Source organism: Maridesulfovibrio sp. FT414 (assembly GCF_050916235.1).
GTDB lineage: Bacteria > Desulfobacterota > Desulfovibrionia > Desulfovibrionales > Desulfovibrionaceae > Maridesulfovibrio.
Window position 1 is genome coordinate 1,460,060 of sequence record NZ_CP104854.1, and the last position, 14,941, is coordinate 1,475,000.

10 protein-coding genes and 2 rRNA genes (1 of these 12 only partly in view) are annotated in these 14,941 nt (G+C 49.2%); 4 read left to right on the forward strand and 8 right to left on the reverse strand.

The features are described from left to right. The first annotated feature begins 123 nt into the window (after positions 1-123). The 3 genes from N7E73_RS06465 to N7E73_RS06475 all read left to right on the forward strand — a co-directional run bounded on the left by N7E73_RS06465 (position 124) and on the right by N7E73_RS06475 (position 2,840). Positions 124-1,365, forward strand: a complete 1,242-nt coding sequence (locus tag N7E73_RS06465) for a M48 family metallopeptidase (protein ID WP_432738222.1) — start codon at positions 124-126, stop codon at positions 1,363-1,365. A gap of 218 nt (positions 1,366-1,583) precedes the next feature. Further along, the gene (locus N7E73_RS06470) at positions 1,584-2,240 is read left to right on the forward strand and encodes an L-fuculose-phosphate aldolase (RefSeq protein ID WP_432738223.1); all 657 of its coding nucleotides are present in this window, start codon (positions 1,584-1,586) and stop codon (positions 2,238-2,240) included. A gap of 3 nt (positions 2,241-2,243) precedes the next feature. Next, a complete protein-coding gene (locus N7E73_RS06475) occupies positions 2,244-2,840 on the forward strand; it encodes a MarC family protein (protein WP_432738224.1) in 597 nt (198 codons plus the stop codon). On the opposite strand, the gene N7E73_RS06480 is transcribed toward N7E73_RS06475, so the two are convergent. The 5 genes from N7E73_RS06480 to N7E73_RS06500 form a co-directional block, all read right to left on the reverse strand. Then, entirely contained in the window at positions 2,833-4,410 is a 1,578-nt protein-coding gene (locus N7E73_RS06480) for a response regulator (RefSeq protein WP_432738225.1), read from the reverse strand. The genes N7E73_RS06475 and N7E73_RS06480 overlap by 8 nt on opposite strands. 316 nt (positions 4,411-4,726) lie before the next feature. After that, a complete protein-coding gene (locus N7E73_RS06485) occupies positions 4,727-5,275 on the reverse strand; it encodes a chemotaxis protein CheW (RefSeq protein WP_432738226.1) in 549 nt (182 codons plus the stop codon). Between the two features lie 91 nt (positions 5,276-5,366). Continuing rightward, complete coding sequence (locus tag N7E73_RS06490; protein ID WP_432738227.1) at positions 5,367-7,346, reverse strand: methyl-accepting chemotaxis protein; 1,980 nt, start codon at positions 7,344-7,346, stop codon at positions 5,367-5,369. A 294-nt stretch (positions 7,347-7,640) separates the two neighbouring features. Continuing rightward, on the reverse strand, positions 7,641-7,985 hold the full coding sequence (locus N7E73_RS06495) for an Hpt domain-containing protein (RefSeq protein ID WP_432738228.1): 345 nt from the start codon (positions 7,983-7,985) through the stop codon (positions 7,641-7,643). Positions 7,986-8,058: 73 nt separating this feature from the next. After that, complete coding sequence (locus tag N7E73_RS06500) at positions 8,059-9,714, reverse strand: glycosyltransferase family protein (protein ID WP_432738230.1); 1,656 nt, start codon at positions 9,712-9,714, stop codon at positions 8,059-8,061. Positions 9,715-9,829: 115 nt separating this feature from the next. Here N7E73_RS06500 and N7E73_RS06505 point away from each other — a divergent pair, with 115 nt between their 5' ends. Beyond that, positions 9,830-11,287, forward strand: coding sequence for a glutamine amidotransferase-related protein (locus N7E73_RS06505; protein ID WP_432738231.1), 1,458 nt, complete (start codon positions 9,830-9,832; stop codon positions 11,285-11,287). Positions 11,288-11,399: 112 nt separating this feature from the next. Here the strand turns inward: N7E73_RS06505 and N7E73_RS06510 are convergent, their stop codons facing one another. The 3 genes from N7E73_RS06510 to N7E73_RS06520 form a co-directional block, all read right to left on the reverse strand. Beyond that, a complete protein-coding gene (locus N7E73_RS06510; RefSeq protein WP_432738232.1) occupies positions 11,400-13,022 on the reverse strand; it encodes an aminotransferase class V-fold PLP-dependent enzyme in 1,623 nt (540 codons plus the stop codon). 237 nt (positions 13,023-13,259) lie between these two features. Further along, a 5S ribosomal RNA gene (gene rrf / locus N7E73_RS06515) occupies positions 13,260-13,374 on the reverse strand. 95 nt (positions 13,375-13,469) lie between these two features. Continuing rightward, positions 13,470-14,941: ribosomal RNA gene (locus N7E73_RS06520) — 23S ribosomal RNA — on the reverse strand; it runs 1,461 nt beyond the window's last position.

Here is a 14,941-nt window from a genome sequence, read left to right on the forward strand (position 1 = left end):
CTTTTCGGGCATACGGACAGCTGCACCCGGCTCCCATTGACTGCAAAGATTGCAGAAGGTAGTTTCGCCGGGTAACTATCTGTTTTGCCCTGACAAACATTAACAATTGAATGAGTGCTGCAAATGAACATATATCTATTCATAATCGTTTTTTCACTCGCCGGAGCCTTTATTCTCGGCATGATCGCCCGCCAGCTCAACCGCCGGGCTCTTTCCCCTGTTCTTCCCCGGGAATTTGAAGGTATTTTTGACTCTGAAGAGTACCGCAGGGCTCAGGACTACACCAGAGCTGGCACAGGATTCGAAAATATCTCGGGAATGTTCAGTACAGCTGTCACAATTCTGTTCATCCTTCTGGGCGGATTCAACTCTCTGGACAACTGGGCCCGCGGTTTCGACTTCGGTGAAATCGGCACAGGACTCATCTTCTTTGCCGGATTGGCTGTACTGAGCGATCTGGTTTCCCTTCCTTTTTCCCTTTACCATACCTTTGTGCTTGAAGAGAAATTCGGGTTCAACAAAACCGACCTGAAAACGTTTGTCATCGACAAACTCAAAGGCTACCTGCTGGGAGGAATCATCGGCGGCGTGATTCTCAGCGGCGTGCTGCTCTTTTTCAGTGCAACAGGAAGTATGGCCTGGCTGTGGTGCTGGATTTTCACCGTCCTGATAACCCTCGCAATTCAATACATCGCCCCGGCATGGATTCTGCCGCTATTCAACAAATTCACCCCTCTTGAAGACGGTGAATTGAAGGATAAAATTGAGCATTTCGCCAGCGAAAACGGATTCGAACTCAACGGTATATTCATGATCGACGGTTCCAAGCGCTCCACAAAGGCCAATGCCTATTTCACCGGGTTCGGACAAAAAAAACGTATCGCCCTCTTTGATACACTGGTGAACTCCCTGTCATCAGATGAAATTGTTGCAGTTCTGGCCCACGAAATCGGACACAGCAAGCTGGGCCACATCCGCAAGATGATGACCATGAGCATTCTAAATACCGGGGCGGTATTCCTTATCATGTCCTTCTTCCTCGGAAACAGGGAGCTTTTCGCAGCCTTCGGCATGGACCACATATCCATCTACGCAGGACTCATATTTTTTGCCCTGCTTTACACCCCTGTTTCACTTGTTATTTCAATTTTCAGCAATATCCGCTCACGTAAACATGAATACGAAGCCGACAGTTTTGCTGCCGAGACCACCGGCAATCCCGAAGCCCTTATCTCTGGGCTGAAGAGACTGTCTGTAAGCAACCTGTCCAATCTCACTCCGCATCCGTTTTATGTATGGCTGGAATACAGCCACCCCCCGGTGCTGAAACGGATAGAGGCACTCCGAGCCCTGGACAAGCGCTAGATTCTGACCGGCTTACAGCCTGATGTTCGGGGCGCAGACCTTCTGCTGAACCGGAGACAGCATTCAAGTTAAACCTGAATGTTAAATCCTGTTAATGACCCAAAATGCTGTTCAGTTTCAAAGCAGGCAAAGCCAAACCGTCATAATGAAGTAAGCCTTGAAACAGATCCGGCACAGTTTTTAAGAAGACCTGAAACACATAATCAGTTGAGAATACAATGCTGCTAGAAACAGAACGCAACCTGGTTGTTGAATACGGTAAGAAACTGCTGGCAGCAGGACTTACGACCGGCACCGGAGGCAACCTTAGCATCCTAAACAGGGAGAAAGGCCTTATGGCCATCAGCGCCAGCGGACTGCACTATCTGGAGGCAACTCCCGAAGATGTCGTCATTATGGACCTCGATGGACAGGTCGTGGACTCTGCAAGAAAACCTTCCAGCGAACACGGCTTTCATTCGGTGCTTTACAGAAAGAGGGACGATGTAAATGCTGTTGTCCACACGCACTCTGTCTACGCCACCACAGTGGCCTGTATGAATATGGAGCTGCCGGCTATCCATTACCTTGTGGGTTTTGCGGGCAAAAAAGTTCCCCTTGCTCCTTACGCCACATTCGGAACCTCTGAGCTGGCCAGAAATGTGGAGGAAACCATCGGAAACTACAACGCCGTCCTGTTGTCCAATCATGGCCTTATCACCGTGGGACGGGGCATTGGCAATGCCTTTGACGCCGCCGAGGAGCTGGAACTGGTCGCACGGATATACGTACAGGCCCTTTCGGCGGGAAAACCGGTAATTGTTCCGGACGATGAAATGGAACGGGTCATTGAGAAATTTTCAACCTACGGCCAGGCCGGTGGAACGGAGAAATAGCTGATGACCGGAGTATTTGAAATTGCCTTCCCGCTTTTCCTGATCATGGACCCGCTTGGAAACCTCCCGGTATGCCTGTCCATGCTCAAGGATTTTTCTCCGCAACGGCAGCGCAGGATACTGCTGCGTGAGCTTCTCTTTGCACTGGGGATAATCATCCTGTTCATGTATCTTGGTGCCGGACTGATGAAGGTTCTTAACATCCACCAGTCCACCCTGCGCATTGCGGGTGGCGTAATCCTGTTCATCATCTCCATGAAGATGATCTTCCCGAAACCGGAAAGCAGTACCTCGGAAACGGAAAAAGACCCGTTCATAGTCCCCATAGCAGTCCCGCTCTTTGCAGGTCCGTCGCTGCTGGCTGCGGTCATGGTCTACGGTTCAAGGGGAGATGCTGACCTTACGGTTCTCAGCGGAGTCCTGCTGTCCTGGCTTGCGGCCTTCGGCATCATGATGACCGGCCCTACCCTTGCCCGCATTTTAGGGAAAAGGGGCCTGCGTGCCTGTGAAAGACTGATGGGCCTGATACTGATTCTGCTGGCGGTTCAAATGCTTGAGGACGGGGTTGCTTATTATATAAGCAATGTACTTGTCAGATAAATCTGCTGTCAGAGTTGAAAATGCGCTCCATGGCAGCCTTGAGGGTTTCGACCCGCACCGGCTTGGCGATGAACTCGGTCACACCGAGTTCATCCATTTTTTTGCGATCGCTGTCCTCCCCATAAGCACTCATGACGATTATGGGCAGATTCGCAACGGGTGTGCCCAATGCCCGGATTCCGGCAATGGCTTCATAACCGCTCATCTCTGGCATCTGAATGTCCATAAGGACGAGATCGCATTCCTGCTCGGCAAGATATTTAAGGACTTCACTTCCATTGCTAGCTGTGCGGACATTACACCCCCATAGCTCAAGAGTCCGGCGCATGAACACCTGACTGCTCATGTCGTCTTCAGCAAGAAGGATATTCAGTCCCAGACCGGAAGAACCTTCTGAAACATCCGAACAGGCATCCGTTCCGTGTCCATGGTCGATCACATCCTTACGCTCTCCCGAAAACTCCTGCAGGATGCTGTTCACCGTCTTTTTAAGCCGCTGTGCCGAAAGGATGCATTTGCCTACAAATTCTCTGGCCGAAGCAGACAGTTCTTCCCCCTCAAGGACCTGCAGGCTCCCGATCATTCCGGCAACAGGAGTACGAAGCTCATGGGAAAGAGACTCCAGCAGCGCGGGGTCGACTTTTCGGCAACGCTCACCTTCATCCCGGGAAAGATCCAGTTCACGAGCATAGCCGATAATAGCTTCAGGCTCTCCCATACTGTTGCGGTGCAGACAGTGCCGAAGATCGAAACGGATCTTATTTCCCCGGCTGTCCACAACCGGAATCCGCAACCCTAGACTTCCCCGATCTTCGGCAACAGCAGAAATATCCTGCAAAACCTTGTCTGCCACCTGTGGTGACAAGAAATTGTGCAGCCCCAGTCCTACACAGGCTTCCGGCCTTGATGCCCCTGCATAATTTGCAAATACATCATTGACCTTAAGGAAATTTCCCTGAAAATCCTGAATGAAAACAGAATCTGTTGAGCCGTTCATCACCGAATCAAGGTAGCCTTTTTCCCGGCGTAACGACTCAAGCTCGGTAATATCCTGAACAGTTCCGACACAGCCGGCAGGCCTGCCCTTTTCGTCCAGAATCAAAGTAACCGTGTGGGCAAAAATGAACCTGCTGCCATCGCAGATCTCAACTTCTGTTTCAAAGCTGCACTCTTTTTTGTCCGCACAGAGCGCTTCAAAAAGCTCCCCGCCTGCCGCCAGCTTTTCAGCTCTGCCTGCGAAAATCTGTTCCCAGTCAAGAGGCAGGCCTTTTACCCGCCCGGCAGTCCAGAAGTTATCTACCTTCGCATGATAGACCATTTGCCCTGACAGATCGGTCCTGTAATATCCTGTACCTGCCGCGGCAAGACAGGTAGACAGCGCCTGCTCCAGCCGGGGATCACCCATAAGCTGCCGACCGGCTGCAGAAGAAACAACAACATAGCAGACTCCGGCCACACCCAAGACTCCGACAGCAACAGCTGCAGGTATATTTATATCAAGGAGAAATCCTGCTGCAAAAGCAGCCGCAGCACATCCTCCGGATAAGACAGCCGGATATAAAGCGTTCATCTACCGTGCCCGAATTAAATTATTAATACAAACAACACTTGACTACATGATTCATGCCTATGAAAACTGTATTTAAGCGCAAAACTATTTTCAAGCATTTATCACTTTTTTAAGACATTTTAGCCAGGCCCAAATCAACAAAAGCGATTATAACACTACAAAATAAGGTTAACCCGCTGCAAAAGCATAAATAAATCCAATATAAGAGCAAGACTGAGCAATGTATCAAAAAAAGCCGCCGTCCTGTTCAGACGGCGGCACATCGTAGTTCTACCCTTGCGACAACAATGGGACAAAATTCCTGAATACTGTCTCGCTAAAGATTGAGAGTCATCCCCTGCGAAGCTCCTGCATCGGGTATCGCCTCTGCAGGTGCTGAATCCTGCTGGACAGTCTTAAGCATGGCAAGCTCTTCAACAGAAAGGATTTTGTTGATGTCCAGAATGATTACAAAGTCATCATCCTGCTTACCCATACCCCGAATAAAATCTGTTTTTATCGTGGTGCCCATCCGAGGAGGCTCCTCAATCATATTCTCGGTAAGTTCAATAACCTCCCGAACTGAATCGGCAAGAGCACCCATGACCGTACTTTCACCATCAAAGACAACCTCTACAATTATGATACAGGTATTAATGGTGTCCTCGGTCCTGCTCATACCGAATTTCAGCCGCATATCAACGACCGGAACGGCATGTCCCCTAAGATTGATGACCCCGCGCATGAACTTGGGAGTTCTGGGTATACGGGTAATGGGAGTCAGTTCCAACACTTCCCTGACACTGGATATATCAAGAGCATAAATATCCTTGTTCAGGGTAAAAGTCAGATACTGGTTGGTCGTACTATTCATTTCAACGCTCATCCTTACCACCTGCCTTTTTATATAATCTAAGGCTTCATTTCTGCATCCTCGGCTCAATATAATCTAAAACGGTACTTTGAGCCAGAGTTTATCAGAATTTTTCAAAATCACCGTCAGAATAATCATTACCGAGATCAAGGGAAACACCAGCCTCACTGGACCTTGGAGCAGGGGTACTGTGTGTGGGACGGCTCACCGGCTTTTTCACACGCCGGGGTTCAGGAAGGGCTCTTAGCCGTGCCGGTGCCTGACCGCGCACTCTGAAGAAACTCATAACCTGCTGCAACTGCTCGGCCTGACTGGAAAGTTCCTCGGATGTGGAGGCCATTTCTTCCGATGCGGAAGCATTCTGCTGTGTAACCTGATCAAGCTGCTGAACAGCCTTGTTGATCTGCTCCGCACCTGAAAGCTGCTCACTGCTGCCGGCTGCGATCTCCTGCACCAGTTCAGCCGTCTTTCTGATGTCGGGAACAAGCTGCTTAAGCATTTCACCTGCCTTTTCAGCCACACCGACAGTACCGGAAGAAAGCTCTCCGATCTCACCGGCAGCTGCTCCGCTCCGCTCTGCAAGTTTTCTTACCTCTGCGGCAACAACAGCGAATCCTTTTCCATGCTCACCGGCTCGGGCCGCTTCAATGGCAGCGTTAAGAGCCAGCAGGTTTGTCTGACGGGCAATCTCTTCAATAATGGAAATCTTCTCGGCAATATTCTTCATGGCATCAACAGCCCTGATAACCGCGTCACCGCTCTGCTCTGCCCGTGCCGATGCCTGCAGGGCAATCTGCTCAGTCTGATGGGCATTTTCAGCATTCTGGCGGATATTGGCTGTCATTTCCTCCATGGAAGCGGAAACCTCTTCCACGTTGGCGGCCTGCTCGGTAGATGCCTGCGAAAGACTTTCTGCTGTGGCTGAAAGCTCCTCACTTCCAGATGCCACGTTCTCGGAAGAACTGCCGACCTCGGCAACGACCGTAGAAAGACGGCGAACCATTTCATTGAGGGCAGCCGCAAGAACACCGATCTCGTCACGCTGATCAATATCCAAAGTACGGGTAAAATCACCGCGGGACATATCTTCAGCAAAAGCAACGCCCTTTCCCACCGGTCCTGTTATCGCACGTGTCACGGCAATTGAAATCACCGCTCCGCACAGGAGAGCCAGAGCCAAGCCGCCCATTATGAGATAGAAAGAAAACGACATCACCTCATTGGCTGCAACCTGCTGCTCAGCCATGATTTTCTCGCTGAGCTCAAGGGCATCAACGCCGACAACCGCCATTTTTTTCAATTCCACAGCCTGAATATCGGTCTTTTCAGCAATGCGGTTAAAGCCTTCAAGATAATCTTCAGTAGCTTTTTCAAGCTCATCCACATTCCAACCGGAAGCTTCCGAAACCCACTTGCTATGTTTAAGCTCCCTGCACAGACTAAGGAGACCTTTCAGTTCATTGCGCACACCACTCAGGCTGTCTGCCTGCCCGGTGCGCAGATAGGTATTTCCATGCATACGGGCGCCTCTGAACTTTCGGTCTATCTCAACCAAAGTAGTGTAGGCCTCAAAAGCTTCCAACCCGCCTGCACCTGTGCTGTCCGCAGTAAAATTATTCCGTACGGATTCTGCCCCAGTTTCATCCATTTTGGAAACGGCCCTATTCAAAGCGTCGGCTGCAGAAACGCAGGCTTTTATGGCTTCATTTTTCTCTTTTTCATATCCTGCGTAAGCCTTGAAACTTTTTTCGTACGCAGCTGCTCCGCCGGCCACCTTCTTGACCTGTTCCAACCCATGGCCACTGAACTGATTCTCATTGGCAGACAGGTTACGTCCTACTTCCTGGATGGAGTTCTGAAATTTATCTTCATACTCAGGAGTTCCCCGCAAAGTATAGTAAAGCACCATCAAGCGGGAATTGTACATATCCACAACAGCCTTGCTGACCACTGCGGTACGGGAATTTTCCGCTGCGACTTTGTTCAGGCCGTACCAGCCTACTCCACCTACAATAACAGCCAAAAGTAGCACGACCACAAAACCGCCGCCGATTTTCCATCCAAGCCTCAAATTCTTGAACATTATTTACTCCACCTATTATTGATTACTCACTAGTAGCAAAATTCGATTTGATTCCACTAACGATGACCGCCTAACGGGCGGCTTCGCCCAATTGATAATGAATGTCAACCGCTAAAACTATATATGAACTGAAAGCACAAGACGGCAATACCCTAGTCCTGTGCCTTTAAATTTAAAGCAAAAGTAAAATTTATGTTAACATTCTGAAAAGAACGGGAGCGGTTTAAGAAAAAAGAAATCCCTGCAGGATGCATCAATCCGGTCCAACTGCAGTCCAAGCAAGGAGGGAAAGCATCAGGACTTAAGGCATTCATTGACAGACTCAAGAACAAGCTCCAATTCCTCTCCGAGCAATGCAACAAATGAGTTGGCCGTGCATAGATCTCCTTTGCGCGAAGCTTGTTCGACCTTCTCGGCAAGTACAGTCATACGTTCAGCCCGGATAGTTGCAGAAATACCTTTCAGTGCATGGGCGTACTTAACTGCATTGGCCTGATCCTGTTCAGCCATAGCGGAGAGTAAAGATTCAAGCCGCTCAGGTGCGTCAACAAGGTATACCTCTAAAATTTCAGAGGCAAGTTCCTTATCATCATCCAAATGTGAGTAGAAAGCATCCCTGTTAAATATACATCCAGCCATAACCGGACCGTTCTCCTTAATCAATATGGGAAGTAACATCTTAAATATTCAAGTCCGGTTAAACTTAACACAATCAGGTACCGTAGACCAACCTAAAATATTGCGGCAATTCAGTTTCAAGTTTGCGTTTGAAGAAACGCTCCCGTCCAGCCGCGACAGCCAGAGCGCGGGCATTTTCAAGCTCTTTCAGTCCTTCATATATCCTGAAAACTTTCAAATTTATGATTCCTACGTCCGAACTGGCACGCCAATCGTCAGGGCTATGCAGAGAAATGTGAGATAAGAATCCAAGCCGACTCGGTTCTGCACCTTTGACCCCGCAAAAGACAGAATCAAGCTTTCTGAATACATCCAGGTTTCCTGGAGAAAGAAACAATGCAGCAAAATAGCAATCGGCTGCACAGGCCGGAATACCGGATTTTTCATTGAAGGCCACACCTGATCGAATGGAATTTCCGGATTTGGATAATTCATCTCCCCAAAGGAGCAGAAGGGACAGAGGACTATCGGGAATCATAGTATTTCCGGCTGGATCGGCTGACTTCCATGCGTACCAGAAATGCTTGGCAACATCCCACAGATCAAGCTTCATTGCGCTGAGGGATGCAGACATGTTGAAATAGCAATCTCCGAAACTGCCCTTGCCCCGCATATATGGGCGCGCAATGTTCAAAAAAAGATCTGCCATATCACTAATGGAGAAAATCCGCATCAAAGCCGAATCCCTCTCCATGCCGGGCGAAAGCGAGAGGAGGGAACGGACAAGTGCGTCCCAATTCACTACCGGGTCACCGGCTTCGCCCAGTGCGGCTTCGGAAAGAGCTCTGTAGAGCTTCGCTTCAGAGGATGAAACGCTGCGTCTGCCAAGGCATCCTGCAAAATCAAGAATCCGCGAAGCCCTGTTTGCAGGAAGATGGTCACGCAAAATTCTTTCATACGCAGCGAGTCCCATTGAAGCGGCCCTGACAGGATCACGATGCAGTGCATCAAGAATTTCTTTCAGCTCAAGGACATCTGAATAAACCTCGATCTCACGGCCAATCTCGAACAGATTGCCCAGCTCATCGCCAATATCAGGAGTCACCACTGCACAACCGCAGGAACACGCTTCGAAGAGGCGAAAATTGACTTCCCCGAATATAGCCTCATTCGGAACAATGCGGGTCTGGCGATACTCTTCCATCATCTGGCTGTAATTCAGGCCATCCACCTGGTGCAGGTCATAATTACCACGCAGATAATCGACAAACCACTGCCGCGACCTGCGCTCTTTGGAAACCCTGCCCACAAAGCAGATGTCATGCTTGCGGGATCGATAGGGGACCACTCCGGAGGCTGTTCCAATTTCAGGGCCCGGTCGAGCCCCCATCCACGGGACCCAGCAGATTTCCGCATGGCAACGTTCATTCAGCGCAGCAATATATTTCTGCTGTGTGGTTAGCACTCCGTCAAATAGGGACCCGTAAAGTCCATGCCAGTGCATGTTGAGATGGGTATCAACAGACCAGAAAATCTTAAGGCAATCCAGCTTCTCCAGTCCTGACAGAAAAACCCGGCGGCCAAGACTCTCCTGCTGAAGCACAAGATCAGGGATAAAATTATTTTCATCAAGCAACGCAGGAACATCCAGCTCGCGCTCCGTACTCCAAAGAGTACGTACATCACACCCTGCGCCCTTAAAGGCTTCAACCATCGGCGGGCGGCAGTTTATCAGAAAAAGTTTTTTCATAGACTCCATATACGCCAAGCAATGCAAACTATAAAGACGTTATCTGCCAACATCGTTGCCACCGCCCCACACCTTCCGTTATAGTTCGGGTTAAACCGTCAGTACCGGAGGAACCATGAAGATCAAGTTTATTGTCTGCGCGATGGTGTTTTGCCTTTATACAGTCGTGGCTGCAGCTGATATTCCTCAACCTTCCCTGAATACCAACCCCAGCATGGATGTTGTTGTAACCAGGACATCACCGCTGCTTTCGTTCAAAAAAAACAGTCCTTCAGCCCAATTGTATGAGATCGAACTGGACCGGTCAGAATCATTCGACTCAAAAGATCTTAGACAATATGCCTTAAAGCCTGTTCAGGGGAAAGTCAGCGCCCTGCAGATTCCGGATGAATCTCCACTGAAGGACAAAAGCCGCTGGTGGTGGAGAGTTCGGGCGATGACTCAGAATGGAAGCGTCAGCGAATGGGCTGTGAGCAGATTTTACGTGGATTCGGAGAGTGATGACCGTTATTCCGGGTTGCAGAGAATTATTCCAGTATCCGTGAAAGCCGGGAGCGGGTCAAATCCTGAATATCTCACGGACTATACAGATGCAGGACTGAACAGCCAATGGCGTGCCGCTCCTCCAGGGCCACAGGAAGAATGGATCGAGCTTGATCTGGGCAGACCGGTACAGGTCTCCCGCATATGGATGCTGGCTGAATTCGGAAATCCGGACGGCTGGCCGGCTGACTTTCACTGGCTAAAAAGCAACGACGGCCGTAACTGGGACAAAGTGGAAGGCGGAGCTGTACGCGGATCAGATACCTACCGCATCATGCAGGACATTCCAAAACAAAAAGCCCGCTTCTGGAGGCTTGTGATCACAAAATACTCGGGCTATGCCCCGGCCCTTAATGAACTCATGCTCTTCACGGAAGCCCAGCCGGAAATACCCAATGTGCCTGAGAATCCATACATTATGGTAATAGGAAATCAGCGTAACGGCTTTACCTTCACCAGACTTACCCAAAGAATTGAGGAGCTGGTCCCGGGTGTCAAAGTAGTCCAAGTTCCATTCTGGAAAATCAACATGCAGGTTATTACAAATCTGCCCAACAAACCTGAAGCCATAATTCTCAGCGGTAACAATGCCGACTACAATAATCTGCCCATGTTTGAATACAACGGGGAATATGAAATAGTCAGGAAAGCCGAAATACCTATTTTCGGAATCTGTGCCGGATGCCAGATGAACGCTTTTGCTTATGGTTACACCCGTGTGCATTCCATGGGCTGGTCCGACATATCAGCCATGCAGAAGCCTGATGAGCGAACTAGAATACGTAAACGCATTGACGATTATCTTTTTGCAAATACTCCGGAACCTTTCATTGCCCCGGAAGTACATGGCTGGGCGATATATTCGCTACCCGAAGATTATGAGATTGTCGCGGCCTCAGATTACATTCAGGCAATCAGACGCAAGGACATGATGCGCTATGGGGTACAGTTCCATCCAGAGATTAAAGAGTCGTATAATCAGGCTGGAAGTGTCTTGCTGAATTTCCTGCATAAAGCTCTACGGAAATAGCCCATAACCCAATATCAAAAAAAGACACCCGCAGTGCTACCAGCATTGCGGGTGTTTGATTATTCTGACCGTTCAGCTATCCGTACTCAGTTCAAATACCCCGGCAATATCCTTAAACATATGCACGGAGGACAGTATTGTTTGCCAACTTCCCATCACCCATAGCCTTAATTATATCAACCGTGGCTGTGACTGCGTCCTCTACGTCACCAACAGTATTACAAAAGGTCGGTGAGATCCGCACAAGGTCGTGCCCCAGCACCTTCAGATTGGCTATGGCGATCTGGTGCTGCTCGTAAACATTTTTGACAACGTCCCCGGCATTTATCCCGGCAGGTGTCCTGAATAAAAAGACCGAACTGCGCAGAGCGTCGTTGGTGGTCGGAGTCGATATCCACTTATACGCCAGTTTGGGTTTAAAATCTGCATAAATAGAAGGCAGATTTCGGAACAGAGCCTCTTTGACCCTTGAACCGAGATAATGAACACGCTTCTCAATTTTTCCAGGAGTAACCTGCGGATGAAATTTTCCTGTGTGGAACAGGGCTGCCATCCATGTGGAAACCAGAGTCGCGTCATTCTGCTGTCCGAGGTACGAAAACCGTTTTGCGTTCGGATCTATCTTGCCGGAGGAAGCCTTGAAACCATAATCCTCCGGAGTCATGATATGTTCATCATAGCCCCAAATGCTGGGTGTAAAACGTTCCGCAGCCCCTGTCCTGTTGTTCATGAAAAGCATTCCGACCATTTTCGGTCCGCAGGGCCATTTATGAAAACTGCCGGTAATGCTGTCCACGCCCATATCTCCGAGACTGAGATCTAAAACTCCCAAGGTCTGGGCACTGTCGGCATGAATATGCATTCCCTTGTTGATATTACGAAGCTCATGAACAAGTCTTTCCATGGGCAGAAGAATACCGCATTCATTGGACTGCCATGACAAGGTGACCACTTTTGTATTTTTATCAACCAGGGACAATATCGCCCTGAGAATGTCATCTTCATTCATGGGATCAGACGGCATGCATCCTTTGCCGGCTTCAGATGATGTTACACTGTTTGCAAACATTTTTGTCCGTACAACTCTTACCGAATCCTTTGCCCAGCCCTGAGTCGCTTTCCGGTATTCCCAAGCCTGATAATTTGTCGGATGGTTCACATCCCAGACAACAACATTATCTTTCTGCGGGTCAAAAAATCCTGACGTAACCAACCCATTGTTGATAAAGTTATTGCCTTGAGTACTGTTTGCGACCAGCGCTATCAGATAATCAGCCTGATATTTTTGATCCTCCAGTCCAAACCACTTTTTCATTGCGCCAAGTCCATACCCAAGACTTGCTTCAGCTAATTCACCACGCATGGGAAACGAAATATCTTTCGCGAGCATATCTTGAACCAGTTCCACCATGCCCTGTACAGGTTTCAGAGAAGGACACAAGTTAGCGGAATTGACCGACACACAGGAAAACTTATCCCGATCGAAATAATTGTTTACCAGCCTGTCCCATTGGGAATTGTTATCAGCAGCAAGGGTATCCGAACTAAATTTTCTGCCCTCTTCCGCGCATTTGTTAACAAATAAATCAATTTCATTTAGCGGCTGAACTTTGCCTATATCACTTTGATTTCTCGCCTCACTGTTTTCGTTCATAGCTAAAACGAAGTCAGGAATTGCCATTGCACTTCCAAGCCCTAACCCGACACCTAAAAATTCACGACGGGAAAATTTCATAAAAAGTACTCCTTACGTAGGAATTCAGGTCTAAAAATGAATCACTGCAAGGGTACATCATAATATCCCCAATTTGAAGCGGGTTATTAAGAAAATGCCTCTCCCCCATCCCCCCAAACAGTAAAAGCCCGCACAACTCCATGAATTGTACGGGCTATCAAAATCCGGTCGGGCAAAAAAATCAGGCAAACAAAAAGGCCCTTGAATTGACAAGGACCTTTTTTGGAAACAAAAAAGTCCTTGCGACGACCTACTTTCCCACCAGCTACCTGGCAGTATCATCGGCGATGGAGAGCTTAACTTCCGAGTTCGGAATGGGGTCGGGTGTGACCTCTCCTCAATGGTCGCAAGGACAAATATGTTGGTTGGATAATCCAACCGAAATATATGTCAGATAGGGGTCCTTATAACCTTAACCGGTGGGGTTAAAGTTATAGGGAAGAGAAGAAAGATAAGTCGCACGATTTATTAGTACCGGTCAGCTGAATGTGTCACCACACTTACACCTCCGGCCTATCAACCAGGTGGTCTACCTGGAATCTTCAGATGCTGATGCATAGGGAGAACTAATCTCAAGGCAGGCTTCCCGCTTAGATGCTTTCAGCGGTTATCCCTTCCGAACATAGCTACCCTGCTATGCCGCTGGCGCGACAACAGGAACACCAGAGGTTCGTCCACCCCGGTCCTCTCGTACTAGGGGCAGACCCTTTTCAATTCTCCTACGCCCACGGTAGATAGGGACCAAACTGTCTCACGACGTTTTAAACCCAGCTCGCGTACCACTTTAATCGGCGAACAGCCGAACCCTTGGGACCTGCTTCAGCCCCAGGATGTGATGAGCCGACATCGAGGTGCCAAACCGCATCGTCGATGTGAACTCTTGGATGCGATCAGCCTGTTATCCCCGGCGTACCTTTTATCCTATGAGCGATGGCCCTTCCATGCGGGACCACCGGATCACTAAGACCAACTTTCGTTCCTGCTCGACATGTCTGTCTTACAGTCAAGCTCCCTTATGCCTTTGCACTCGACGGCTGGTTTCCAATCAGCCTGAGGGAACCTTTGCAAGCCTCCGTTACTCTTTGGGAGGCGACCGCCCCAGTCAAACTACCCACCAGACACTGTCTCCAAGCCGGATAACGGCGTTGGATTAGAATTCAAGACTATCAAGGGTGGTATTTCAAGGTTGGCTCCACCGACACTGGCGTGCCGGCTTCAAAGCCTCCCACCTATCCTACACATGATAGCCCTAAACCCAATGTCAAGCTATAGTAAAGGTGCACAGGGTCTTTCCGTCTTACCGCGGGTAACCGGCATTTTCACCGGTAATTCAATTTCACTGAGTCTCTGGTTGAGACAGTGGGGAGATCGTTACGCCATTCGTGCAGGTCGGAACTTACCCGACAAGGAATTTCGCTACCTTAGGACCGTTATAGTTACGGCCGCCGTTTACTGGGGCTTCAATTCGGAGCTTCGCTTGCGCTAACACCTCCTTTTAACCTTCCAGCACCGGGCAGGCGTCAGTCCCTATACATCGTCTTACGACTTAGCAGAGACCTATGTTTTTAGTAAACAGTCGCCCCCCCCGATTCTCTGCGGCTCTCGAAAGCTTAGAAAGTAAATCTCATCACTCTCAAGAGCATCCCTTCTCGCTAACTTACGGGATCATTTTGCCGAGTTCCTTAACCAGAGTTCTCTCAAGCGCCTTGGTCTACTCGACCCGACTACCTGTGTTGGTTTGCGGTACGGTCTATAAGTGCTAAACTTAGAAGCTTTTCTTGGCAGTCTGGAATTACTCACTTCAAACGTAAAGTTACGGCATCACATCTCGGCCGGAAGAGATACGGATTTGCCTGTATCTCAAGCCTACATGCTTACACCGGGACATCCAACACCCGGCTGAGCTATCCTTCTGCGTC

Bases quoted from the DNA above. Each gene is read 5' to 3' on its own strand.
- N7E73_RS06475 (WP_432738224.1), top strand. From the start codon at position 2,244: ATGACCGGAGTATTTGAAATTGCCTTCCCGCTTTTCCTGATCATGGAC.
- N7E73_RS06510 (WP_432738232.1), bottom strand. From the start codon at position 13,022: ATGAAATTTTCCCGTCGTGAATTTTTAGGTGTCGGGTTAGGGCTTGGA.
- N7E73_RS06470 (WP_432738223.1), top strand. From the start codon at position 1,584: ATGCTGCTAGAAACAGAACGCAACCTGGTTGTTGAATACGGTAAGAAA.
- N7E73_RS06485 (WP_432738226.1), bottom strand. From the start codon at position 5,275: ATGAGCGTTGAAATGAATAGTACGACCAACCAGTATCTGACTTTTACC.
- N7E73_RS06495 (WP_432738228.1), bottom strand. From the start codon at position 7,985: ATGGCTGGATGTATATTTAACAGGGATGCTTTCTACTCACATTTGGAT.
- N7E73_RS06500 (WP_432738230.1), bottom strand. From the start codon at position 9,714: ATGAAAAAACTTTTTCTGATAAACTGCCGCCCGCCGATGGTTGAAGCC.
- N7E73_RS06480 (WP_432738225.1), bottom strand. From the start codon at position 4,410: ATGAACGCTTTATATCCGGCTGTCTTATCCGGAGGATGTGCTGCGGCT.
- N7E73_RS06490 (WP_432738227.1), bottom strand. From the start codon at position 7,346: ATGTTCAAGAATTTGAGGCTTGGATGGAAAATCGGCGGCGGTTTTGTG.
- N7E73_RS06505 (WP_432738231.1), top strand. From the start codon at position 9,830: ATGAAGATCAAGTTTATTGTCTGCGCGATGGTGTTTTGCCTTTATACA.
- N7E73_RS06465 (WP_432738222.1), top strand. From the start codon at position 124: ATGAACATATATCTATTCATAATCGTTTTTTCACTCGCCGGAGCCTTT.